Genomic DNA, 23,347 nt, shown 5'->3' with positions numbered 1-23,347 from the left:
TCATTAGAAATGTTCGCGGGCGGACATTTCGTAAGGCGAAGATCGCTTCCCTTATGCCGAGAATGAAAATTTTCTAGCCATTAAATGATGGCGCCCTGATATGAGATTGTTATGACTCGCATTTATCCACATTTCATCGTTGCCAAATTTGGCGGCACCAGCGTCGCTGACTTTGACGCGATGAACCGCAGTGCCAGCATTGTTCTTGCTGATCCCAACGTTCGTTTAGTTGTTCTCTCTGCTTCGGCAGGCGTCACGAATCTCCTGGTCGAGCTTTCTGAAGGTCTGGAAAGTCGTCAGCAATTAGACAAACTCGAGACGTTACGTACTATTCAGTACAATATTATTTCCCGCCTGAAGCAGCCGTCCGTTATCAGCAAGGAAATTGATAATCTCCTCGATAATATCGGTCACCTGGCGCAAACGGCGGCCACATCGCCATCCGCCGCGCTGAGTGATGAACTGGTCAGCCACGGTGAGCTAATGTCTTCCCTGCTGTTCACCGAAGTGCTGCGTGAACGTGAGGCAGAAGCCAGCTGGTTTGACGCCCGTAGCGTAATTCGCACTGACGACACCTATGGTTGTGCCGCCCCCGATATTGATGCGCTGGCGGCGCTGGCCGAGACGCATCTGCGTCCGCGTCTGGAACAAGCCATCATGATTACTCAGGGATTTATTGGTCGTGACGCGCAGGGTCATACCACAACCCTTGGTCGCGGCGGCAGCGATTACACGGCCTCACTGCTCGGCGAAGCGCTGAATGCCGGTCGGGTTGATATCTGGACCGACGTGGCGGGAATCTACACCACCGATCCGCGCATTGCGCCAAATGCCAAACGTATCGATCGCATCTCGTTTTCCGAGGCCAGCGATATGGCGGCCTACGGCGCGAAAGTGCTTCATCCGGCAACGTTGCTGCCTGCGATGCGCAAAAACATTCCGGTGTTTGTCGGCTCGAGTAAAAATACCGCCGCCGGCGGCACGCTGGTGTGCAGCACTACCGAGAACCCGCCGCGTTATCGTGCGGTGGCGGTGCGACGTAAGCAAACGCTGCTGCGCTTACACAGCCTCGACGCGCAGCCGTCCTGCCACTTCTTAGCCCAGATGTTTGCCCTGTTAGCGCGTCATTCCGTCGCAGCCGACCTGGTCACAACCTCTGAAAACAGCATTGCGCTGGCGCTGGACTCCACTCACGCCACTTCCGGTGAGGACCATACGCTAACCACGTCATTATTTACCGAGCTCTCTTCCCACTGTCGTGTTGAAGTGGAAACCGGGCTGGCGCTGGTCACGCTGGTCGGGAATCAGCTCACACAGGCATCCGGCGTATTTAAAGATGTTTTTGCCTGGCTTGAAGAACATGCGGTACGTATGGTCTGTCACGGCGCATCCAGTAATAATCTGTGCTTCCTGCTGCCAGCCGACGAGGCCGATAGCGCCATCAAGGCCCTGCATCTCCAGCTTTTCGAGTCATAAGTCTATAAAAGCAAAAGTCCCGGCCTGGCGACCGGGACTTTGTTATCTATTTATAGGCTCCCTCAGGGGCCGTTTATTTAGCTATGACGGTGCGATGTTCCACCACCGCGGCGGCAGCGTTTATCGTAATGACGAACCCACCAGTACTTATCACTCACCTGCTCATGCCCGCCGATACGTGCACCGGTCAGCCAAAGAATAGCGCCAACGAAGATGCTTAAAATCGCCCCATGCGCAAAAAACTGAGGCAGGTTAAGCTGCGGCATTTGGTTTAAAATGGAATAACCTACACCGCCGATCATAACGACCAGACCTAACCCCATGAGCACATTACCGAGTAACGAAGCGTTTTTGCGTTTCATAGTGTCACCTCCGTAGATTGCTTTGGGTTTAGGGATATATCCCTATTCCTTGTGTGTAAAGTATAGACAACACCGCTGTGGATAAGTGCGTGGCCGATCACAAACGTGAACATATCATCAACATAACTTTACATTTAAGTGACTGAAATACTTTTCAATCAATATTATTCCCGGCATGAACTATTCAGTTTTCCGGCCTTTCAGCGCTAATTTTTGTCAAGCGCGTCGTCACCACGTAAACTAGTCGCCGGAAAGATTGCCCACTCAGGAACAATAACGTGACGATTAAACTGATTGTCGGCCTGGCGAATCCCGGCGCAGAGTACGCAGGAACGCGTCATAACGCGGGCGCATGGTACGTCGATTTACTGGCAGAGCATTTTCGCGCCCCGCTACGTGAAGAAAGTAAGTTTTTTGGCTACACCTCCCGCATTAACCTGGCCGGGGAAGATGTACGCCTGTTGGTGCCAACCACTTTTATGAACCTCAGCGGTAAAGCCGTGGCGGCGCTGGCAACCTTCTATCGTATTAATCCGGATGAAATTCTGGTGGCTCACGACGAGTTGGATCTCCCTCCAGGCGTGGCGAAGTTCAAACTCGGCGGCGGACACGGCGGCCATAACGGTCTGAAGGACATCATCAGCAAACTGGGCAATAACCCTAATTTTCATCGCTTACGCATTGGAATTGGCCATCCGGGCGATAAAAACAAAGTTGTGGGTTTTGTGCTGGGAAAACCTCAGGCAGCGGAGCAGAAGTTGATCGACGATGCGGTAGACGAAGCGGCGCGCTGTACAGAGATCTGGCTAAAAGATGGGTTGACTAAAGCAACCAACAGATTACACGCTTTTAAGGCGCAATAGACCGACGACTGCGGTATTTTTCCCGCATGACGTGTATAATGGTCTGAGTTATTTACTTTTCTACAATCTGTTCTCTATAACAGATTGAATATCAAAAGATTAAGGTGATTTAAACATGGGATTCAAATGCGGTATCGTTGGTTTGCCAAACGTAGGCAAATCCACCCTGTTCAACGCGCTCACCAAAGCGGGTATTGAAGCGGCGAACTTCCCGTTCTGTACTATCGAGCCGAACACAGGCGTTGTTCCGATGCCCGATCCGCGTCTGGACCAGCTGGCGGAAATCGTTAAACCGCAGCGCATCCTGCCGACCACCATGGAATTCGTCGACATCGCGGGCCTGGTAAAAGGCGCATCTAAAGGTGAAGGCCTGGGTAACCAGTTCCTGACCAACATCCGCGAAACCGAAGCGATCGGCCACGTTGTTCGCTGCTTCGAAAACGACAACATCATCCACGTGAACAACAAAGTGGACCCGGCTGACGACATCGACGTTATCAACACCGAGCTGGCGCTGTCTGACCTCGACACCTGTGAACGTGCCCTGCACCGCGTGCAGAAAAAAGCCAAAGGCGGCGACAAAGACGCCAAAGCTGAACAGGCTGCGCTGGAAAAATGTCTGCCGCAGCTGGAAAACGCGGGCATGCTGCGCGCGCTGAAAACGCTGACCGACGAAGACAAAGCGGCCATCAAATACCTGAGCTTCCTGACCCTGAAGCCAACCATGTATATCGCCAACGTCAACGAAGACGGTTTTGAAAACAACCCGTACCTCGATAAAGTGCGCGAAATCGCCGCGGCTGAAGGTTCTGTTGTGGTCGCCGTTTGCGCCGCCGTTGAAGCCGACATCGCTGAACTCGACGATGCTGACCGTGAAGAATTCATGGCTGAAATGGGTCTCGAAGAGCCGGGTCTGAACCGCGTTATCCGCGCGGGTTATGAACTGCTGAACCTGCAGACCTACTTCACCGCTGGCGTGAAAGAAGTCCGCGCATGGACCATCCCTGTTGGCGCAACTGCACCGCAGGCTGCGGGTAAAATCCACACCGACTTCGAAAAAGGCTTTATCCGCGCGCAAACCATCGCGTTTGAAGACTTCATCACCTATAAAGGTGAGCAAGGCGCGAAAGAAGCCGGCAAGATGCGTGCAGAAGGGAAAGATTACATCGTTAAAGATGGCGATGTGATGAACTTCTTGTTCAATGTCTAACCGACTTTTTCAGGCCGTCTTTCCTATCGCCTGATAAATATAAAATCCACGCATTAGCGTGGATTTCTTTATCCGTGATGAGTGGCCTCCAGAGGAGGCCTGATTGGTCAGTCAGCAGCGAATAACGACGCCATCAAATCGACATGCCGCCATCGACGGAGAGCGTTGCGCCAGTGACATACGACGATTGCGGTGAGAGTAACCAGGCCACCGCTTGTGCCACATCATCGGGCTGGCCGATACGACGCATCGGGATCATCTCATCCAGCAAATGCACATCCCCCCCAGTCGAACGCATATAGTTCGGGGTTTCCGTTGCGCCAGGGCATACGGCATTAACCCGAATACCGCGACCGGCGTACTCTCTGGCGACGGCCCGGGTCAGCCCAACCACCGCATGTTTGCTGGCGACGTAGTGCGCAATACCGTCCATACCGCGCAGACCAAAGATAGAGGCATTATTGACAATAGCCCCTCCTCCGCTGCGCAGCATGGCCTCAATCTGAAATTTAACGGCGTAATAGACCCCTTTAAAATTCAGATCGATAACCCACTCTGCTTCCTCAAGGGAGGTCTGATCGATAGGCTTGAAATCCGCATGGCCCCCGGCATTGTTGAACGCAAAATCCAGCCGACCAAAACGTGATTCAACAAACGCCACTAAAGCCTGATTATCGGCAGCACGAGAAACGTCCGCGCAATAAATTTCCGCCTTGCCTGCCAGGGATAAAATTTCCTCTCGTACGGCGGATAATTTATCCTCGGTGCGCCCGGCAATGACCACCGTTGCGCCTTCGCGCGCCAGCGCAATCGCCGTCGCACGCCCCATGCCTGAACCACCGCCCGTCACAATACCCACTTTATCTTTAAACATGCTTTTCTCCTGTTGAACAGCATGCGAATAATGAGCGCACGCTTTGCGATACGTCCATTGCATGCCATCTCACAATTCGTTGATTAACGTTGCGCACCCATCAGGACTGCAATCATGGTGGCGGGAACATCTCCCCGATTACGCCACGCATGGCGCGTTCCGTTCTGGATAACGATGTCTCCGGCTTTCAAATGCCGGACTTCACCGTTGTCGAGATCGAGCCACAGCTCACCTGACACAATAATGTCGTAATCAACGGAGTGCGTACGATGAAAGCCCGAGCCATCCGGCTCAAAAGTCTCAGCCAACCCGGGAAGGTTCGCGGCGAGTTCTGTCGCAGCGGCAACCGGGTCCAGTTCTGCTGCCGCTAACGCAGCATCAGGCGGGAATTGCACCACCAGCAGGCGCGTGCCATGCGGGTCGGGCACCACGGAATGAATGGATACCACCGGATCGTTTCCGTCATACGGCAATGTGACCGTATCCTGCGTCGTGGCCCACGCCAGCGTAGTCTGAAACCCCGGCACCGCGGCATAATCATGGGTATTCGCCACCGGACCATCCGAAATGACGACCGATTGACCGTTTTTCTCACCGGTCACAATACGTCTTACCATCGCGCGCCCCTTATTGCGTAATCACAACGTTAACAAAGCCGCCGGCGCGTTTTTCCGCTTCGGCAAGCGCTTCATTCGCCTCTTCGAGCCCATAGCAATGCTGCTCAAATATGCTTAAATCCAGCGTCCCGGCCTCCGCCATAGCGGCCAGATCCTGCCCTTCATCCACGGAAAACCAGAGTGAACCAATCAGGCTGATCTGGGCGCACATCATTTCATGTAGCTGAACCGGCATGGGATCGGTCATGGCGCCCACCTCAACCAGTCGACCGCCCCGACGCAGTGAGTGCATCGCGTCTAACGTGACCTGGTGAGAAGCACCCGGCGCAATCGCATCAATAACGGAATCGACGCCGATACCGTTTGTCTGCTCTCGCGCCCAATCGGTTAACGACCCGGTGCCATAGGAGAACGTGCGAATACGTTGCGGATCCAGCGCCTGCAGTTTTGCCAACAGTTCCGGGTTACGCGCCACGCAGAGAATGCGCGTGGCGCCCATTGCCCGCGCAATCTGCACGGCACCCAGCCCCAGCGTCCCCGTCGCGCCGATCACCATCACCGAGCGCCCTGCGCGAACATCGGCTTTCAGCAAACCGGAATAGGCCGTACCGAGATAGCCGAAACGCGCTGCCTGTTCAAAAGTCACCGCTTCCGGCAGCTTTATCAGCCCATCTGCCGGTGCGGTCGCAAATTCGCTGAATCCGCCATAGGGATATTGCTGGTAGATTTTTTTCGATTCCGGGCCAAAACCAAAATAGCCCTGGAAGGTGAAGGCCTTACAGTTAATCGGTTCACCAGTGCGACATGCATGACATGAGCCGCATGAACGGCCTGGGTTGATATAGACGCGATCGCCCACGCGAATATCGGTAACGGCGGCCCCAACCTCAGCAACCACGCCCGCGGTATCCAGCCCATAGATGGCGGGTAAATCAGGCACCGTCAGGTAGGATTTATCGCCATAATGACTCATCACATTACGCAGATTCGGCACGACCCCCGAAGCTTTCACGTCTATCAGTACATCGGTAGGGCGCAATAATTCAGGTCGAGCAATCGTATCCATCACGAAGCGTCCGCCCGCAGTATGAACGCGCATAGCGCGTATTGTAGGATTCATTGATTTGTCTCTTTTTTATAGTCGGGAGACATCGTCCCCCGTTCTAACCTTTCAGATAAGAACGCGCGTCGTCCGCTGATATTGACTTCAGGATTGCCCGCCGATAGCGTCACATCCTCCTGCCAACACCCGCTTTCGCACACCGCTCTGCGCACATCAGGACGTCACGACGACGACCATTATCGAGACCGATTTCTCAACGAAATCACGCCTCAACAACTCTTTTTATCGCCAGAATTAACGCTGCCCCTGCCCGACAAATCCCAGCGAAACACAAAAAACCATGTCCTGCGTCAGATTTTTATTAAAAATATTCAACAAAAGATTGATCAAACATCAATTGACTGTCAATTATTTTTTTAGCGCACAAAAAACCATCACGACGATGATTTTGCGCGTCATCAACATTCACCTAATCTGGAGCACACACTATGAGCGATACCCCGATCCGTCGGCGCACGGGCACGATCAGCGATGCGCGTGTTAACGATTCAAAAACTCAGAGCCAGTACCAGCCTTACAAGGACGCGGCCTGGGGCTTCATCAACCATTGGTATCCGGCGCTTTTCAGCAATGAACTGGAGGAGGGAGACGTTGAAGGGATTCAGATTTGCGGCGTGCAGATCGTGCTGCGACGCTCGAAAGGGAAGATCTATGCGCTGAAAGATCAGTGTCTGCACCGCGGCGTACGTTTATCGGCCAAACCGATGTGTTTGACCGAAGATACGCTCACCTGCTGGTATCACGGGTTCACCTTCAATCTTGATGACGGCAAACTCACGACTATCGCTGGCAACCCGGACGATAAGCTGATTGGCACCACCGGGTTGACGACCTATCCGGTCGAAGAAGTGGCAGGAATGATCTTTGTTTTCGTCCGCGAAGACGATTATCCGGATGAGGATGTTCCACCGCTGGCGCACGATCTCCCGCTCCGCTTCCCGGAAAACAGCGAGCGCTTCCCCCACCCCATGTGGCCATCGGCCCCGAGCCTGCTTGATAAGGATATTGTCGCATACGGCATGCACCGTACCGGCTATACCAACTGGCGTATTGCGTGCGAAAACGGCTTCGACAATGCGCACATCCTGGTGCACAAAGACAACGCGATCATCCATGCAAAAGACTGGGTGCTGCCGCTGGGTATTGTCCCCATGGCCGACGACTGCATTGAGGCCGTCGAAAATGACGATGGCCCTAAGGGGATGGTGCAGTGGCTTTTCACTGAAAAATGGAAACCTATTCTCGAAAACGAAAAAGTCGATCTGAAGGTCGAAAGCCTTAACGCCCGTCCCTATCGAACCTCCGTGTTCCTGCCGGGCGTATTGCTGGTCGAAAACTGGCCAGAAGAGCACGTTGCGCAGTTTGAATGGTATGTGCCGATCACCGATGACACCTACGAATACTGGGAATTGCTGGCCCGAGTGTGCCCAACCGAAAAAGAGAAGAAAGACTTCAAATACCGCTTTGACTATCTCTTTAAGCCGCTGTGTCTGCACGGTTTTAACAACTGTGACCTGTATGCGCGCGAAGCCATGCACGACTTCTATGCCGACGGTACCGGTTGGGAGAACGAGCAGCTTGTCGCCACCGACGTCTCCCCCATCACCTGGCGCAAGATAGCTTCACGCTGGAACCGCGGCATCGCCAAACCGGGCAAAGGTGTGGATGGCTCGCTCAAGGATGGCAGCATCCGCATGAAGCGCACCGCAGACGGTAAACGTCCAGGCTACTTCGTTGAAAAGATTGACGAAGATTCTCACAAATAATGAGTCATTAAGGTATCCGAATGTCTTGTGCAAAAAACGTCACTCTACGCTTTCGTGATGGAAAGACGACATCGGTTGCCGTGCAGAAAGGCGAGAGCGTGCTGGATGCCGCTCTCGCCGCAGGGATTCCCATCATTCACCAGTGCCGTTCGGGATCCTGTTCAAGCTGTATGGCAAAACTCGTCGCAGGTCGGGCCATTATGCGCGCTGGCGCCAGTTCCACATTAATGAAAAGCGAATACGATAGCGGCGATCGTCTGCTCTGCCTGTGCGAGCCGGAAAGCGACTGTACGCTGGATCTCAACTACGCAAGCGATGCGGGAGAGAGCAAAGCCGCCACTATGCATGCCTTCGTGGATAGCATTGAAAAAATTGCGTCCAACGTGGTACGTCTGCGTCTGGAGCTGGCCGAAGGCGCATGGATGGCGTTCAAGCCCGGCCAGTTTATTCAGATTCGCGTCCCCGGCACCGAAATGACCCGCAGCTACTCGCCGGCCTCCACCTCCAACGATCTCCCGAAGATAGAACTCTTAATTCGGCTTCTGGAGGATGGCGTCATGTCTCACTGGCTGGAAAACGAAGCCCAACCGGACGACATCCTGGAAATTGAAGGGCCATTTGGCAGCTTTTTCCTGCGCGAGAAAGTCAACGCACCGCACATCATGGTCGCTGGCGGCACCGGGTTGGCGCCCATTCTGTCAATGATTGATACCCTTCGGCGTCAATCTGGCCGCAAACCCCCTGTCCTGCTCAGCTTTGGCTGCGCGACGCCGGAGCAACTGTTCTGTCTTGACGATATCGATTTACGCCAGCAGTGGATCCCCAGCCTTAGCTCACGCATTTCTGTTGATAGCGGCGCCCATGGCGCGCTATTGGCGGGTAATCCCGTGGATGCGCTGCGGGCGGATGAATTCATTGCGCCCACCGCAGTGGCCTATTTATGCGGCCCACCGCGCATGATTGAAGCCGCGACGCAGAAGCTCGTCAACCTGGGGCTGCGTCCTGAAAACATCTACGCCGAGCAGTTCGCGCCGTCGAAATGAGGGTAAACAATATGAGAGATAGCCAGAGATGAACACCACCACATCCTTTAGTGCTCAGCAGCAAGCCGCGTACGAGCGTGCGTGCGCCCGGCTGGACCCCATGCGCCTGCAGCGCCTGCTGGTGCAGCTCACCGATATTCACAGCCCTACGGGGGCGACACGGCAGGCCAGCGAATTTATGGCAGGCTACCTGGAAAGCGTTGGCCTGAACGCAAGCTACCGCCCAATGAACGACAAAACAGGCAACGTGGTGGCGGAAAAACGCGGTAGCGGCGAGGGCGCATCGCTCATGCTCTACTCGCCCATCGACACCCATCTGGAAGGCAATGCGAGCGATCGCCCGTGGATTGGCGATCCTGACTTTGTCGATCTCCATCCTGTCGCCCGCGCAGAAAAAGATTGGGTCTTTGGCCTCGGCGCATCAAACCCAAAAGGCATGATTGCCACGCTCACGGAGGTGGCAACGGCGCTGCTCGAAGCCGACGTGGCCCTCAAAGGCGACCTTATTGTCGCCATGGCGGATGGCGGTATGCCGGTCGACCTGGCCGAGCGTGACTATGCGGGCATGTCGAGTGGCGTCACGCATATGTTAAGCCGGGGGGTAGCCCCAGATTTTGCGGTGGTGATGAAACCGTGGAACTGGGTATATCACGAAGAACCGGGGCTGGCCTGGTTTAAGCTGAAAGTCAAAGGAACGTTAGGCTATGCGGGCGTTCCGCGTGGGACGCCCGGTTTTCGCAGCTCGGTCATCCCCGCGGCACAGTTAATTCCCGAGCTCGAACAGTGGCTGATTGACTACGCCGAGCGGAATACGTCCGGCGTGATTAAACCCCATGGCTGGATTTCTGGTATTCGTTCCGGGTGGCCGGAGCGTCCCGCATTCCCTGCGGCCGTCACCGAAATATTTTTCGATGCTCGCATCAATCCACGCACCAGCCCGGGAGACGTGAAGGCGCAGTTTGCCCAGTTTGTTGCCGAACTGCGGACAAAATACCCGAATCTCGATGTGGATTGGGAGATGTACGGCTCCGTACCCGGCGGCACCACCTCGCCGGATAACTGGATTATTCAGTCTGCGATTCGCGGCTGGGAACACATCGAACAACGCGCGCATACCACGCCCGATTATCTGGGGGGGCAAACAGATGGCGCGGCACTGCGCCGTTTTGGTATCCCTACGGCCCGTATCGGCTGGCCGTGGCCGGCAACGGGCGCACCGCAACCCATCGCGGAAGGATTAGGCGGTATGGGAGCGACTTACATCCCCGACCTGATGCCCTGCGCACAAAAAATTCTCTACGTTGCTATCGATACGCTAACGCGCACCCGCCGCGAAATGGGGCTCTAACCATGACACCAACCGACATTCATTATCTGGACGCGCACGCACTGGCAGAGAAGATTCGCCAGCGAGAGATTTCATCCGTTGAAGTCACAAAAATGATGTTAAGCCGTATCGAGAAACTGGATACGCAGCTCCATAGCTACGCCTACGTTATGCACGAACAGGCGCTGGCCCAGGCGGAATGGGCCGATCGACAAACGATGAAGGGTGAAATGACAGGCCCACTGCATGGCGTCCCCATTGCGGTTAAAGATCTCTACTGGGTCAAGGGCGCGCCCACGGCGGCAGGGACCACCGTTTATCGAGATTTTGTTCCCAACGCAGACGCCACTGCGGTACGTAAACTGCGCGAGGCCGGCGCCATTATTCTTGGCAAACTACAGCTTACAGAAGGGGCATTCGCCACACATCATCCCACGATTATTCCCCCCGTTAATCCGTGGAACGCAGACTGCTGGCCGGGCGCATCGTCCAGCGGTTCCGGCGTGGCAACCGCCGCGGGGCTTTGTTATGCCTCGCTCGGGACCGACACCGGAGGATCGATTCGTTTTCCCTGTGCCGCCAACGGCCTGACCGGAATCAAACCCACCTGGGGACGCGTCAGCCGTTATGGGGTTTTCGAACTGGGCGCGAGCCTCGACCATGCGGGGCCAATGGCCAGAAGCGCCGTCGACGCGGCGCTGATGCTGAGCATTATTGCGGGTTATGACTCCAACGATCCCACATCACGGGCCGAGGAAAAGTGGCCCATGCCCGACGCGCCTGAAAGCCTGCGCGGGCTAACCATCGGCATTGACTATGATTGGTGTATCCACGGTGCCGATGCGGCCACCGTCGAGGCGATAAACCGCACCCTGACCACGCTGAAGGAACTCGGCGCCATCTTTCGCGAAGTCCGTTTTCCCGACGCGCGCCATGTCGTTGATGAATGGGAAATCAACTGCGGCGTCGAGGTGGCGGTGGCCCACGAGAGCACCTATCCGCAGTTTGCTGAGCAGTACGGCCCGGCGCTAACGCGCCTTATCGAAACGGGGCGCGCCACAACGTCACTGCGCTACCAGCAGGTTCTGCTACATCGCGCGGCATTTCGCGGCCAGGTCAATAAACTGATGAGTGAGATAGATGTCCTGCTGGCGCCGGTTCAGCCTTTCGCCGCACCAACCCACCAAAAACTCAGCGAACTCGCGCAGGATCCGGAACTCAACGCTCGGTTAATTCAGTTCACCGCCCCCTTTAACTCAACCGGGCATCCGAGCATAACGCTGCCGTGCGGGCTAACGGAGAACGGTATGCCAATCGGTTTTCAACTGATTGCAGCGCACGGCGCAGAAGCGATATTGTGCCGTAGCGGCATCGTCTGGCAGCAGGCGACCGACTGGCATCGGGCTCGCCCCATACGCTAACCTCAAGAGCCGCTCAATGGCGGGCGGCTCGCTTTGTCCATCACATTTCGCGTATTTACTCTGCCGACGGCTTTTTAGTTTTGCGTTTCGGCTTCGGCGGCGTTTCGAACACCTGAGGGGTAATGGTGGCGGAATCGCGGGCCGCTTCTTCGTAGATGCCGGTCAGCAACGAAAGCAGGCGCGATGACTTCTCAAATTTTTCAGAAATATCAGCGATTTCTTCAAGCCGTTTGACGAGGATTTCCTGCTTCACTTTGTAATACTCGTCCGTAAGCTGCTTACCGCGTTCGCTCACCACGTAAGAATAGGTCTTGCTGTTGGTGTCTTTCTGCTTTTCGATAAGCCCGGCGCCTTCAAGCTTGCGCAAGCTGTACTGGATATTTGGAATATCATCACGGTTCATCAAGCGCGCAATCGTTGCGCTGTTTTTCGGCCGCTCCTGCATGCGGATAACGTGCAGGATCACATGTTCCTGATATTTAATATCCGCATCCGTTGCGATAGTGATCATACCGGTTGCGACCACAAACCGGGAAAAAGCCTCATGAAAACGGACTAATGACCACTCGAACTCGGTTGCACGATATTCCATTTCCGTTTCGGCAAGGTGCCATCCGCGATAGAATTTGGGTTCCATTCTCACTCCCGAGCAGGTTATTGACGCTTTTGTAAGGTATTTGATGCCAAAGGCATTTAAGGCGCTTATTGACGAATTGTACCAGCGAACCCAGGTAGCGTCACTATACCCCTCCGAGGCTAATCTCCCGTCAAATGCTGCTTAATGGCATCGAGAAACAGGCCGAGCGCCGCATGCTGATGATCGCGGGACTGATAAAGCCCGTAAATCCCCAGCGGCTGCGGTTCCCACCGTGGTAATACCCGAACTAACCTGCCGCTTTCCAGCCCCGCGCGCGCTTCAATTTCCGGCACCATCGCCAGGCCGACATCCGCCGCGGCCATGTCGCACAGCAGTGAGGATATCCCGGCGCTGAAATTACCGCGCACGGCCACCGACGTCCCCCCATTTTCACGGTCGCGGAAGGACCAGGATTGGCCGGAAAACCGACTGTAGTGTAAACAATTATACTGCGGCAATTCCTCCGGCGAGGCCGGCGTTCCCGCCCGCTCAAGATAACCCGGCGAGGCGCACAGCACAGAACGGCACGTTCCCAGATAGCGCGCGATGGCCCCCGGCTCAGGCTCGTTGGTAATCCGAATCGCCAGGTCGATGCGCTCCCCAACCAGACTCACCGGCTGATTATTAATCTCCACCTCAATACGTAACGCCGGATAGCGGGCGAGGAACGCAGGGACAACCGGCGCCAGCAAATGCGTCGCCGTAAAATGCGCACAGGCAACGCGTAGCGTTCCTGACGGGGCAAGGCGGGTGGTCTCTCCTTCAATTCCCTGTGATAACAAGGCAAGTTGCCGCGTTTTCTCCAGCGTTTTTTCACCCGCCGGGGTGATGGTAAGGCGACGAGTGGAGCGGTGTATCAGCCGTGAACCGGCCCATTTCTCCATCTCATCAAGATAACGACTCACCATAGGGCGAGAGATCCCCAGCGAGCGGGCTGCCGCACTCAGACTCCCGAGCTCACAGATGCGGTTGTAGGTGATTGCCGCCATGATCCTGTCCATTACGCCCCCATTTGATCGTTTTATGAAACTCAGCATGTATTGTTTCAGGAATTCTGCCAGAAGCGCAAATCCGTAAAATGGTGGCTTCACTCGACGCTTCAGGAATACCATCAATATGAAATCGCTTTCGCTGATCCTCACCCTTGCCGCGGCGCCCGTTTTTGCCGCCCCGCTGCATCTTGACGTTTATAACCCGCAGGAAAACGGCATTTTCCCGGTATCCTCCACGCTGGTTTCGGGCCCGAAAGAAGCGGTGTTGTTTGACGCGCAGTTCAGCGTGAAAGACGGGGAAAAGGTGGTACAGATGATCAAAGACAGCGGCAAAACGCTGAAAACGATCGTTATTACCTCGGGCGATCCGGATTTCTATTTCGGTCTGGAACCGCTGGTGACCGCTTTCCCTCAGGCCAGGGTGGTGGCCTCTCCCTCCGTCGTGGACCACATTAAGGCGACCAAAGACGCCAAGCTGGCCTTCTGGGGCCCGCAAATGAAAGACGGCGCGCCGACCAAAATTATCGTGCCGCAGGCAACCAGCGCCACCCGCTTTACGGTAGACGGCGAGCCGCTGGAGCTGAAACACGCGGGAGACTATGCCGCCTACGTCTGGATCCCGGCGAATAAAGCGATTCTTGGCGGAACCGGGATTGCTTCCGGCATTCATGTCTGGACGGCTGATACGCAGACCCCGGCGATTCGTCAGGGCTGGATGACGGTACTCAACGAAATGCAGGCGCTCAAACCTCAGCAGGTCATTCCGGGGCACTATCTGGGGCAACGGCCGGAAAAAGATGCGGCCATCACCTTCACCCATAACTACCTGCAAACGTTTGAGCAGACGCTGAAAAAGCAAAAAGGATCGGCTGCGGTTATCGGCGCCATGAAGGCGGCCTACCCGAACCTTGCCGATGAAAGCTCACTGGATCTGAGCGCGAAGGTCAATACCGGCGAGATGAAGTGGTAGCGAAGCCTCACAAAACAGAATCCACGCCCCGGCGTGGATTCTGTCTTTCGGGAAACCCGCCCTTTACGCGGTGTTATCCAGCGCCACGACCGCGCGAGAAAACGCATCGATCGCCAGCGCCACATCATCAACGTGAACCGACTCCGCCGGATGATGGCTAACCCCACCTTTACAGCGGACAAACAGCATGCCCACCGGCCAGCGTTCGGCGATGGCGATAGCATCATGCCCCGCGCCGCTCGGGAGCGTCAGCGAATAGCCCTGCACCTCGCTTACCGCATCGCGCAATATCTGCTGTAATCCCGGGTCGCAGGCGGTGGCGGCAATACGGTAAAACGTCTCGGCGCTGAACTGCAAATGACGACGCTCGGCAATGGCCTGCGCCTGGGTCAGCAGCGTGTTCAGTAAGGCCTCAAGCGGCTCATCGCTCGGCCCGCGAATATCCAGCGTGAGCGTCACCTCTCCGGGAATCACGTTCACCGCGCCGGGAGCACAGCGCAGCGTCCCGACCGTCGCCACAAGATTCCCGCCCCGTTCGCGGGTCATCGTTTCAACCTGTGTCATCCACTCGGCGGCAGCGGCGAGCGCGTCTTTACGATGGCTCATCGGCACCGTCCCCGCGTGCCCCGCCTCGCCGATAAAGCGGCAGTTCAAACGGCGTGCACCGTTGATTGCTTCCACCACGCCCAGCGCCAGCCCGGCTTGTTCGAGACACGGCCCCTGTTCGATATGCAGCTCCAGGTAGGCGGCGATCTCCTGCGTACGGCGCGTGGCAAGGTGGATCTGCGCGGGATCCAGCCCGGCATCGACCATCGCCTGCGCCACGCTGATGCCGTCGGCATCGGTCTGCATCAGCCAGTTCTCGGGCCAGGTGCCGGTGAGCCCACGGCTGCCGAGCAGCGTGATGGCAAAACGCGTTCCCTCTTCGTCACCAAAGCCAACTATCTCAATCGCTTTCGCCAGCCGCTGCCCCTGTTGATGCAGGGCATACACCACTTCAATAGCCGCCAGTACGCCGAGCATGCCATCGTAGCGCCCGGCGTTGCGCACGGTATCGAGGTGCGATCCCAGCAATATAGCCGGCGCCCCTTCCTGCTCGCCTTCATAACGCCCGCAAATATTGCCGACCCCATCCTGCCAGACGCGCATCCCTGCCTGCGTCATCCACTGCGCCACCAGCTGATTCGCCTGTAAATGTTGCGGTGAAAGATAGACCCGGGTCAGCGCCTCCGGCGTTTCGCTGATGGCGGCCAGTTCATCGGCGCGCGCCATCGCCCGCGCCGCGGCCTGCTGCCTCTCCGCCTGCTGGCGTATCCATTGACTCATTGCGCGCTCTCACTGCGGTAGCGATCCCACGCGGCCTGCATCGCCGCGCCCTGGGTGGTCGGGAATTTAAGATAGTTCAGCACCGACTCCAGCGCGCTCAGCGTGGTCATCACGCAGTCTTTACGCGCGTTGTAGCCCATGGTGCCGATACGCCACACTTTGCCGTGCAGCGGGCCAAACGAGGTGCCAATTTCAATCCCGAAATCCTCGAGCATCAATTTGCGCACCTGGTCGCCGTTAACCCCCTGCGGGATCGCCACCCCCAGCACGTTGTTCATCTTGTGTTTCAGGTCGCCGAAGGTCTCAAGGCCCATCGCCTGGATCCCTTTAAGCAGCGCGTCACCGTGCAGCTTATGGCGGGCGATACCGTTCTCAAGGCCTTCCTCAAGGATCAGACGCGCACACTCCCGCGCGGCAAACAGCGCTGAGGTGGCTTCGGTATGGTGGTTCAGGCGCTCCGGGCCCCAGTAATCCATCACCATGCCAAGATCGAAATAGTTGGAGTAGATCATCTCATCGACGCCATCGCGGTGGGCCTCGGTACGAATACCTTGTTCCACACATTTTCGGCGGCGAATCACCTCTTCCATCCGCGCACTGAGGGTAATCGGCGAGGTGCCTGACGGGCCGCCAAGACATTTTTGCATCCCTGCCGACACCGCATCCAGCTGCCAGGCATCGGTCTCCAGCGGGTTGCCGCCCAGCGAGGCGGTGGCATCGGTATAAAACAGCACGTCGTAACGACGGCAGATTTCCCCCAACTCCGCCAGCGGTTGCAGCATGGTGGTGGAGGTATCGCCCTGTACCGTGAGCAACATGCGCGGGCGCACGCGCTTGATGGCGTCTTCAACCTGATCCGGGGTAAAGACTTCACCCCACGGAACCTCAATCGTGTGTACTTCTGCGCGGCAGCGGCGAGCAATTTCGCACAGCAGATGGCCGAAGCGGCCAAACACCGGCACCAGCACTTTGTCGCCAGGGCGAATCGCCGAAAGTAAAATCGCCTCAATCCCGGCACGCGACGTCCCATCTACCAGCATCGTCCAGCGGTTTTCGGTGCGAAATACGCCGCGATACAGCGCCATCACTTCATTCATATAGTGCGTCATCGCCGGATCATACTGACCAATAAGCTGGCTTGCCATGGCGCGCAGCACGCGCGGGTCGGCGTTGATCGGCCCCGGCCCCATCAGCAGGCGAGACGGCGGGTTAATTTGTGCAAACTGAGTGATATCCATCGGAAAGTCCTTGAGTTAATTAAGGCCGCGCACGGAGGAGATAAACTGCTTCAATTCGGTCGTCTGCGGATTGGCGAACAGCGTCTTGCTGTCGCCCTGTTCCCAGACGCGTCCCTGATGCATAAACACCACGCGGTCGCCCACTTCGCGGGCAAAATTCATTTCATGGGTCACGAGAATCAGCGTCATACCTTCTGCCGCCAGTTGCTCCAGCACCTTGAGCACCTCGCCCACCAGCTCTGGATCCAACGCCGAAGTGATCTCGTCACAGAGTAAAACTTTCGGCGACATCGCCAGCGCGCGGGCAATAGCCACACGCTGCTGCTGGCCGCCGGAGAGGCTGGACGGATAATAATCAAGCCGGTCGCCAAGGCCGACCTTTTCCAGCATCCGCTGGGCCAGCTCACGACATTCGGCGGCGCTTTTCTTCAACACCCGACGCGGTGCCAGCATCACGTTTTCCAGCGCCGTCATATGCGGGAACAGGTTAAAGTTCTGGAACACCATGCCAATCGAGCGGCTGATTTCCCGCGCCTGGGAGTCGCGATCGGTAATGGTCATCCCGCCGAGTTTGATACTGCCATCCTGATAGCCTTCAAGACCGTTAATACAGCGCAGCAGCGTACTTTTTCCCGAACCGCTGCGCCCGATAATGGAGATAACTTCGCCCATGTCGATATCCAGATCGACGCCTTTGAGCACGTGGTTATCGCCGTAATACTTCTGCATCTGGTTAATGGTGATGAGAGGCATTGAATTTGTTCTCCAGATAACGGCTGTAGCGCGACAGCGGATAACACAGAATGAAGTAGCCCAGCGCCACCAGCGCAAAGACCTTAAACGGCTGATAGGTTACGTTGGTCAGCATAGTGCCCGCTTTGGTCAGCTCAACGAAACCGATAATCGACGCCAGCGCCGTGCCCTTAATCACCTGCACGGCAAACCCCACCGTCGGGGCAATGGCGATGCGCAGCGCCTGCGGCGCAATCACCCGACACAGCGTCTGGCTAAAGCTCAGCCCCAGGCAGCGCGACGCTTCCCACTGGCCTTTTGGCAGGGCGCGTATGCTGCCGAAGCCGATATCCAGCAGAAAGGCGCTGGTGTAGAACGTCAGCGCCAGCGAGGCGGCGGTCCACGCCGAGACGTCGATGCCGAACAGCGCCACGCCGAAAAAGGCGAGGAACAGCTGCATCAGCAGCGGCGTACCCTGAAAAAGTTCGATATAGCCGCGGATCAGCCGTTTCACCTGACGTCCACCGGTCAGACGCAGCAACAGGAGCGGCAGCGTCACCAGCGCACCGCCGATAAACGCCACCAGCGACAACAGCACCGTCCAGCGTCCGGCCAGCAGCAGATTGCGAACGATGTCCCAATCGGTAAAGGTGGTCATCATGCCTGCACTCCCAGCCATTTCCGCCCTGCCGCCATCAGCAGTTGACGCATCGTAATCGACAGCATTAAATAAATCCCCGTCGTCACCAGATAGACCTCAAAGCTCAGAAAGGTACGCGACTGAATCAGGTTGGCGGCAAACGTCAGCTCCTCATAAGAGACCTGCGATACCACCGATGAGCCCAGCATCACGATGATGCATTGGCTGACCAACGCCGGATAAATACGCTGTAACGCAGGCGGCAGAATCACCTGAATAAAGGTCTGCGTCCGGGTCAGCCCCAGCACGCGCCCGGCTTCCCACTGCCCCTTCGGCGTGACCTGAATACCGGCGCGCACGATCTCGGTACTGTAGGCCCCAAGATTGACCACCATCGCCAGCAGCGCGGCTTCGCCTGCCGTCATCTTTAGCCCCAGATTCGGCAAGCCAAAGACGATAAAGAACAGCTGCACCACAAACGGCGTGTTGCGAATCAGTTCGACATACCCGCCCCATATCCGGCTGTACCACGTGGGACGCCCGCTGCGGATGGCCGCGCCGAAGATGCCTATCGTCAGGCCGCCTATCGTCGCCAGCACCGTCAGCTGTACGGTCACCCACAGCCCCGCCAGCAGCTCCGGCCACAGCGGCCAGAGCGCAGAGAAATCAAGTTGCTCCGTCATGCCCCGGCCTTATGCGCCAAGGTTGGCGGGCAGCGGCGCTTTCAGCCACTTCTCAGACAGCCCGTTCAGGGTGCCGTCCTTCATGGCCGCTTCAATCAGCGCATCCACTTTCGCCTTCAACGCGGGTTCGTTCTTTTTCAGCCCGATAAAACACGGTGAATCCTTCAGCATGAAGCTGGGTACCGGCGCTTTATCGGCGTTCTGTCGGGAGATAGCCGCGACCACCAGGTTACCGGTCGCCACGTACTGCACCTGGCCGGAGAGATACGCTGACAGGGTGGTGTTGTTATCTTCATAACGCTTAATCTGCGCCTCTTTCGGCGCCACGCTGCTCAGCACCATGTCTTCCACCGCGCCGCGGGTCACGCCAACGCTTTTCCCGCTCAGCGCCGCCGGGTCTTTCAGCTCGGCGCCTTTCGGGCCAAACACGCCAAGGAAGAACGGCGCGTAGGCGCGGCTGAAATCGATCACCTTCTCGCGCTCGGCGTTTTTCCCGAGGCTGGAAATCACCAGATCGACCTTATCGGTTTGCAGATACGGTACGCGGTTGGCGCTGGTGACCGGCACCAGCTGCAGCTTGAGCTTCATCGCTTTGGCGAGATAGCGCGCCGTATCGATGTCATAGCCCTGCGGCTGGAGGTCGGTGCCCACGGATCCAAACGGCGGGAAATCCTGCGGCACCGCAATACGAATAACGCCGCGTTTTTCGATATCCTGCAGCTGGTCAGCGTTTGCCGCCGACAGGTTGGTGAACAGACAAGCGGCCCCGGCCAGTGCGATCAACAGTTTCTTCATGATGTTTACCCGTTACGTTAGCATGAAACAAAAGATTCTTATGAATTACTTTTGCAACTAATGTGCCAGATATATTTTGTCAGCGGGGCAACCCAGAACTGGCTGTTAATCACCGGAATATCGAGAAAAGTGGGCAGTAGAAAGGAAACGGCAGCGCGTTTCCTTATTGTGAATCTGCACCAGAAAAATGCAAAGCACCACGCTGGCGCCCCATTAGCGTTGTTCCAGTTCGTCCAGATCCTGATAGAGGGAAGCAATATCGTGAATACGCGGACGGCCTTTATCGAGAATTTCGTGCAGGAAGGCGTTGGCGAGCAGGTTGATCAGGCTATTGACCGAAGCGTAGCTATCGTACGCCGAGACGCTATCCAGCGGTGCGCAAAGCTGCCAGCACGCCAGCGGAAACAACCCTTGAGCCTGAGGCTCACACATCAAGAGTACCGGAATACCGCGCTGCTGTAGCTGTTGCAGCAGCGGGCGAATAATACGCGGGCGACGGCGAAACGCCATCACCACCACCAGATCGTCAGCGCTTAAATCGACCAGCTCTTCGCTTAAACTTTGCCCCGGCTGCGGCAGCACCAGCACTTGACCACGCGCCTGCAAGAGCTGCTGGCGCAGGTGCAGCGCCGCCGGATAGGCGTTACGCATGCCGATAATCACCACCCGCCGGGCAGCCACCATCGCCTGCAGCGTCTCGGCGAACTGCTGCGGATCCAGCGCGTTAACCCACTGCGTCAGATTGGCCATCTCCTGTTTATAGTGGCGTGCCAGCAGCGTATTGCCCTGCACCGCATCGCGGTGATCGGTCAACGGCATACCGCTCTGGCGCAGGGTACGCAGCTCATCGCGCATATCTTTGTATTTCTCATAGCCCAGGCGTTTGAACAGGCGGCTGACGGTAGCTTTCGAAGCACCGCTGAGCTGCGCCAGCTCGGCGCTGTTATAGCTAATCAGGTCATCAAAATGATCGAAAATAAAATCCGCCACCCGTTGTTCCTGCGGCGACAAAGACGCGTACTGCGCTTTCAGTCGTTCATCAAGCTGTTGCATAAGACCTCTGTAACTTTCGTTTCATCGCACTATACCGTTAACGGCTTTCATAATGCATGCCAGTTCGGCAAAAAGCGCGCGCTATTGTCCAGGCATGAAACTTTACGTTCAGATATGGAACAGCTTTTGCAACGCTCAGCGGACAAAAGAGCTATTTAAAGGCGCATACAACCGCCACCGATGTTCGAGGAGTCGATAATGAATACACCACAACCCGACTGGGACGCTTATCTCAGCCAAATGGAACAGCTGCTGGCGCTGGAACTGGACGACACGCGGCGCACGGAGCTAAGAGTGCAATTTAGCCGCATTGCCGCGATGGCCTCGCCGCTGCTGGATTTTCCCCTCGATGACCGCGTTGAAATTGCCGGAGTGTATAAAGCATGAAGCTGCCAGAAATGACTATCCATGATATTCAACGCGCGCTGGCGAGCGGTGAACTGAGCGCCAGGGAGATCGCCCGCAGCACCCTGGAGAACATTGCGCAGCGCAATCCGCAGCTTAACGCCTGGACCCATATCTGCGAGCAACGAATGCTCGCCGAGTCGGACAATATCGACACCTTACGACGGCAATCGAAACCCCTTCCTGCGTTAGCCGGGGTTCCCTATGCGGTAAAAAATCTGTTCGATGTCATCGGACACACGACGCTTGCCGGGGCCGAATTGCTCAGCGACCGCCCTGCCGCCACCGCCGATAGCTGGGCAGTACGCCAGCTACACAGTGCGGGAGCGCTGCTCTCCGGGATGCTGAATATGGATGCCTACGCCTACGGTTTCACCACCGAAAATAGCCATTACGGCGCCACGCACAACCCGCACGATCTCTCGCGGATCGCCGGAGGATCGTCCGGCGGCTCGGCGGCAGCGGTCGCGGCGGGCCTGGTCTCATTCTCCCTGGGCAGCGATACCAACGGTTCCATACGCGTTCCGGCTTCGCTGTGCGGCATCTTCGGTTTAAAACCGACCTTTGGCCGTTTATCGCGTTCGGGCAGCCACCCGTTCGTCGCCAGCCTCGATCATATTGGCCCCTTTGCCCGCAGCGTTGGCGATCTCTCGGCGGTCTACGATGCGCTACAGGGGCGCGACCCGGCCGACGGTTTCCAGGCTGACAGAGCCAGCGATCGCACAATGAACCTGCTGTCGCGCGGGCTGGATGGTTTACGCTGCGCCACGTTGGGCGGCTATTTTTCCACCTGGTGCGATAACGATGCGCGCGCCGCCGTCGCCCGGGTTGCGCGCGCGCTCGATGTACAGGACGAACTGCTGTTTGCCCAGGCCGAGCTGGCCCGTTCTGCCGCGTTTATTGTTAGCGCGTCCGAAGGCGGGAATCAGTATCTTCCTGAGCTGCGTCGCCAGCCGGAGCGCTTCGAGCCACACTCCCGCGAGCGTCTACTGGCCGGGGCGATGATCCCCTCGGCCTGGTATATTCAGGCGCAGCGTTTCCGCCGTCACGCGCAGCAGACGTTTAAGGCTTTATTCGCCCATGCCGACGTGCTGATCGCCCCGGCCACGCCGTGCAGCGCCACCCTTATTGGTGAACAGACGATGGCGATCAACGGCCAGGCGTTACCTGTTCGCGCCAGTATGGGGATGCTGACACAGCCGATTTCCTTCCTCGGGCTACCGGTGGTCACCGTGCCTCTGCGGACCGCTGGCGGGCTGCCGATTGGCGTGCAGCTGATTGCCGCGCCATTTAATGAACAGGCCTGCCTGCGCGTCGCGCGGGCGCTGGAAGAGATGGGCCTCACCGAGTCCCGCGCCGTGGAGATTGCCGCATGATGATGTCAGAACAGATTAATCAACCACAGGTCCACGCCGAAGTCAGCGCGGCGTTTTACCGTTACGAAGCGGCGCTGGTGAGCAACGATGTGGCGGTGCTGGATGCGTTGTTCTGGCACGACCCGCGCACGGTCCGTTTGGGAGCGGGCGAGAACCTGTACGGCATTGACGAAATCCGCGCTTTTCGCGCCGCCCGTCCCGCGGCGGGGTTACAGCGCACGCTGCGCAATACCCTCATCACCACTTTTGGTGATGATTACGCGGTATGCAGTACCGAATTCACGCGTGAAGGCAGCGATCGCATTGGCCGTCAGCAGCAAACCTGGATTCGTTTTGCCGACGGCTGGCGTATTGTCGCCGCGCAGGTCAGCCTGATGAGCTAACCGATTGGCCCCTCTTCCCGGCAAGAAGAGGGGCG

Annotated in this window: 24 protein-coding genes; 11 read left to right on the top strand and 13 right to left on the bottom strand. The window is 57.0% G+C overall.

The window, feature by feature from the left end; translation table 11 throughout:
* Positions 1–111: 111 nt before the first annotated feature.
* Positions 112–1,476: a lysine-sensitive aspartokinase 3 gene (gene lysC / locus ABTW00_RS10290; protein WP_433640575.1), complete on the top strand. Its 1,365-nt coding sequence runs from the start codon at positions 112–114 to the stop codon at positions 1,474–1,476.
* A gap of 77 nt (positions 1,477–1,553) precedes the next feature.
* On the opposite strand, the gene ychH is transcribed toward lysC, so the two are convergent.
* On the bottom strand, positions 1,554–1,838 hold the full coding sequence (gene ychH / locus ABTW00_RS10285) for a stress-induced protein YchH (RefSeq protein WP_433640573.1): 285 nt from the start codon (positions 1,836–1,838) through the stop codon (positions 1,554–1,556).
* Between the two features lie 278 nt (positions 1,839–2,116).
* Here ychH and pth point away from each other — a divergent pair, with 278 nt between their 5' ends.
* Complete coding sequence (gene pth, locus ABTW00_RS10280; protein ID WP_433640571.1) at positions 2,117–2,701, top strand: aminoacyl-tRNA hydrolase; 585 nt, start codon at positions 2,117–2,119, stop codon at positions 2,699–2,701.
* A 115-nt stretch (positions 2,702–2,816) separates the two neighbouring features.
* The gene (ychF, locus tag ABTW00_RS10275; RefSeq protein ID WP_106926651.1) at positions 2,817–3,911 is read left to right on the top strand and encodes a redox-regulated ATPase YchF; all 1,095 of its coding nucleotides are present in this window, start codon (positions 2,817–2,819) and stop codon (positions 3,909–3,911) included.
* A gap of 133 nt (positions 3,912–4,044) precedes the next feature.
* Here ychF and ABTW00_RS10270 read toward each other — a convergent pair whose 3' ends face one another.
* The 3 genes from ABTW00_RS10270 to ABTW00_RS10260 form a co-directional block, all read right to left on the bottom strand.
* Positions 4,045–4,785 (bottom strand): SDR family NAD(P)-dependent oxidoreductase, encoded by a 741-nt coding sequence (locus tag ABTW00_RS10270; RefSeq protein WP_433640569.1) that lies wholly within the window; start codon positions 4,783–4,785, stop codon positions 4,045–4,047.
* An 83-nt stretch (positions 4,786–4,868) separates the two neighbouring features.
* The gene (locus ABTW00_RS10265) at positions 4,869–5,402 is read right to left on the bottom strand and encodes a cupin domain-containing protein (RefSeq protein WP_433640566.1); all 534 of its coding nucleotides are present in this window, start codon (positions 5,400–5,402) and stop codon (positions 4,869–4,871) included.
* 10 nt (positions 5,403–5,412) lie between these two features.
* Positions 5,413–6,522 carry an alcohol dehydrogenase catalytic domain-containing protein gene (locus tag ABTW00_RS10260; RefSeq protein WP_433640564.1) on the bottom strand — a complete coding sequence of 370 codons (1,110 nt, stop codon included), beginning with the start codon at positions 6,520–6,522 and terminating at the stop codon, positions 5,413–5,415.
* Positions 6,523–6,953: 431 nt separating this feature from the next.
* On the opposite strand from ABTW00_RS10260, the gene ABTW00_RS10255 reads away from it, so the two are divergent.
* From ABTW00_RS10255 to ABTW00_RS10240, 4 genes are read left to right on the top strand one after another with little or no spacing between them, the layout of a single operon-like run.
* Positions 6,954–8,291, top strand: a complete 1,338-nt coding sequence (locus tag ABTW00_RS10255) for a Rieske 2Fe-2S domain-containing protein (protein ID WP_433640562.1) — start codon at positions 6,954–6,956, stop codon at positions 8,289–8,291.
* A gap of 20 nt (positions 8,292–8,311) precedes the next feature.
* Positions 8,312–9,334 carry an FAD-binding oxidoreductase gene (locus tag ABTW00_RS10250; protein ID WP_433640560.1) on the top strand — a complete coding sequence of 341 codons (1,023 nt, stop codon included), beginning with the start codon at positions 8,312–8,314 and terminating at the stop codon, positions 9,332–9,334.
* 28 nt (positions 9,335–9,362) lie between these two features.
* On the top strand, positions 9,363–10,682 hold the full coding sequence (locus ABTW00_RS10245) for a M20 family metallopeptidase (RefSeq protein WP_433640558.1): 1,320 nt from the start codon (positions 9,363–9,365) through the stop codon (positions 10,680–10,682).
* A 2-nt stretch (positions 10,683–10,684) separates the two neighbouring features.
* Entirely contained in the window at positions 10,685–12,082 is a 1,398-nt protein-coding gene (locus ABTW00_RS10240) for an amidase (protein ID WP_433640556.1), read from the top strand.
* Between the two features lie 55 nt (positions 12,083–12,137).
* Here the strand turns inward: ABTW00_RS10240 and ABTW00_RS10235 are convergent, their stop codons facing one another.
* Positions 12,138–12,719, bottom strand: coding sequence for a winged helix DNA-binding protein (locus ABTW00_RS10235; RefSeq protein ID WP_433640554.1), 582 nt, complete (start codon positions 12,717–12,719; stop codon positions 12,138–12,140).
* A 119-nt stretch (positions 12,720–12,838) separates the two neighbouring features.
* Positions 12,839–13,411 carry a substrate binding domain-containing protein gene (locus ABTW00_RS10230; protein WP_433640994.1) on the bottom strand — a complete coding sequence of 191 codons (573 nt, stop codon included), beginning with the start codon at positions 13,409–13,411 and terminating at the stop codon, positions 12,839–12,841.
* A gap of 418 nt (positions 13,412–13,829) precedes the next feature.
* Between ABTW00_RS10230 and ABTW00_RS10225 the strand changes: the two genes are divergently transcribed.
* Entirely contained in the window at positions 13,830–14,681 is an 852-nt protein-coding gene (locus tag ABTW00_RS10225; protein ID WP_433640992.1) for a Vmh family MBL fold metallo-hydrolase, read from the top strand.
* Between the two features lie 63 nt (positions 14,682–14,744).
* Here the strand turns inward: ABTW00_RS10225 and hpxK are convergent, their stop codons facing one another.
* From hpxK to hpxU, 7 genes are all read right to left on the bottom strand, one after another.
* Positions 14,745–16,007, bottom strand: coding sequence for an allantoate amidohydrolase (gene hpxK, locus ABTW00_RS10220; protein ID WP_433640552.1), 1,263 nt, complete (start codon positions 16,005–16,007; stop codon positions 14,745–14,747).
* The gene (locus tag ABTW00_RS10215) at positions 16,004–17,245 is read right to left on the bottom strand and encodes a pyridoxal-phosphate-dependent aminotransferase family protein (RefSeq protein ID WP_433640550.1); all 1,242 of its coding nucleotides are present in this window, start codon (positions 17,243–17,245) and stop codon (positions 16,004–16,006) included. The genes hpxK and ABTW00_RS10215 overlap by 4 nt, the downstream gene beginning before the upstream one ends.
* Before the next feature lie 15 nt (positions 17,246–17,260).
* On the bottom strand, positions 17,261–17,998 hold the full coding sequence (locus ABTW00_RS10210; RefSeq protein ID WP_065356715.1) for an amino acid ABC transporter ATP-binding protein: 738 nt from the start codon (positions 17,996–17,998) through the stop codon (positions 17,261–17,263).
* Complete coding sequence (locus tag ABTW00_RS10205; RefSeq protein ID WP_271447250.1) at positions 17,979–18,635, bottom strand: amino acid ABC transporter permease; 657 nt, start codon at positions 18,633–18,635, stop codon at positions 17,979–17,981. Before ABTW00_RS10205 ends, ABTW00_RS10210 begins: the two co-directional genes overlap by 20 nt.
* Positions 18,635–19,300, bottom strand: coding sequence for an amino acid ABC transporter permease (locus ABTW00_RS10200; RefSeq protein ID WP_271447224.1), 666 nt, complete (start codon positions 19,298–19,300; stop codon positions 18,635–18,637). The genes ABTW00_RS10205 and ABTW00_RS10200 overlap by 1 nt, the downstream gene beginning before the upstream one ends.
* A 9-nt stretch (positions 19,301–19,309) precedes the next feature.
* Positions 19,310–20,095, bottom strand: a complete 786-nt coding sequence (locus ABTW00_RS10195; RefSeq protein WP_433640547.1) for a transporter substrate-binding domain-containing protein — start codon at positions 20,093–20,095, stop codon at positions 19,310–19,312.
* Between the two features lie 213 nt (positions 20,096–20,308).
* Entirely contained in the window at positions 20,309–21,148 is an 840-nt protein-coding gene (hpxU, locus tag ABTW00_RS10190; RefSeq protein ID WP_271447226.1) for a MurR/RpiR family transcriptional regulator HpxU, read from the bottom strand.
* Positions 21,149–21,346: 198 nt separating this feature from the next.
* Here hpxU and hpxX point away from each other — a divergent pair, with 198 nt between their 5' ends.
* From hpxX to hpxZ, 3 genes are read left to right on the top strand one after another with little or no spacing between them, the layout of a single operon-like run.
* Positions 21,347–21,535 (top strand): oxalurate catabolism protein HpxX, encoded by a 189-nt coding sequence (hpxX, locus tag ABTW00_RS10185; RefSeq protein WP_065356719.1) that lies wholly within the window; start codon positions 21,347–21,349, stop codon positions 21,533–21,535.
* On the top strand, positions 21,532–22,929 hold the full coding sequence (locus tag ABTW00_RS10180) for an AtzE family amidohydrolase (RefSeq protein ID WP_433640544.1): 1,398 nt from the start codon (positions 21,532–21,534) through the stop codon (positions 22,927–22,929). The genes hpxX and ABTW00_RS10180 overlap by 4 nt, the downstream gene beginning before the upstream one ends.
* Positions 22,926–23,312 (top strand): oxalurate catabolism protein HpxZ, encoded by a 387-nt coding sequence (gene hpxZ, locus ABTW00_RS10175; protein WP_433640542.1) that lies wholly within the window; start codon positions 22,926–22,928, stop codon positions 23,310–23,312. Before ABTW00_RS10180 ends, hpxZ begins: the two co-directional genes overlap by 4 nt.
* The last annotated feature ends 35 nt before the right edge of the window (positions 23,313–23,347 follow it).

This window comes from Kluyvera georgiana (genome assembly GCF_050990895.1).
Lineage (GTDB): Bacteria > Pseudomonadota > Gammaproteobacteria > Enterobacterales > Enterobacteriaceae > Kluyvera > Kluyvera georgiana.
This window is presented reverse-complemented; position numbering and strand designations above follow the sequence as displayed.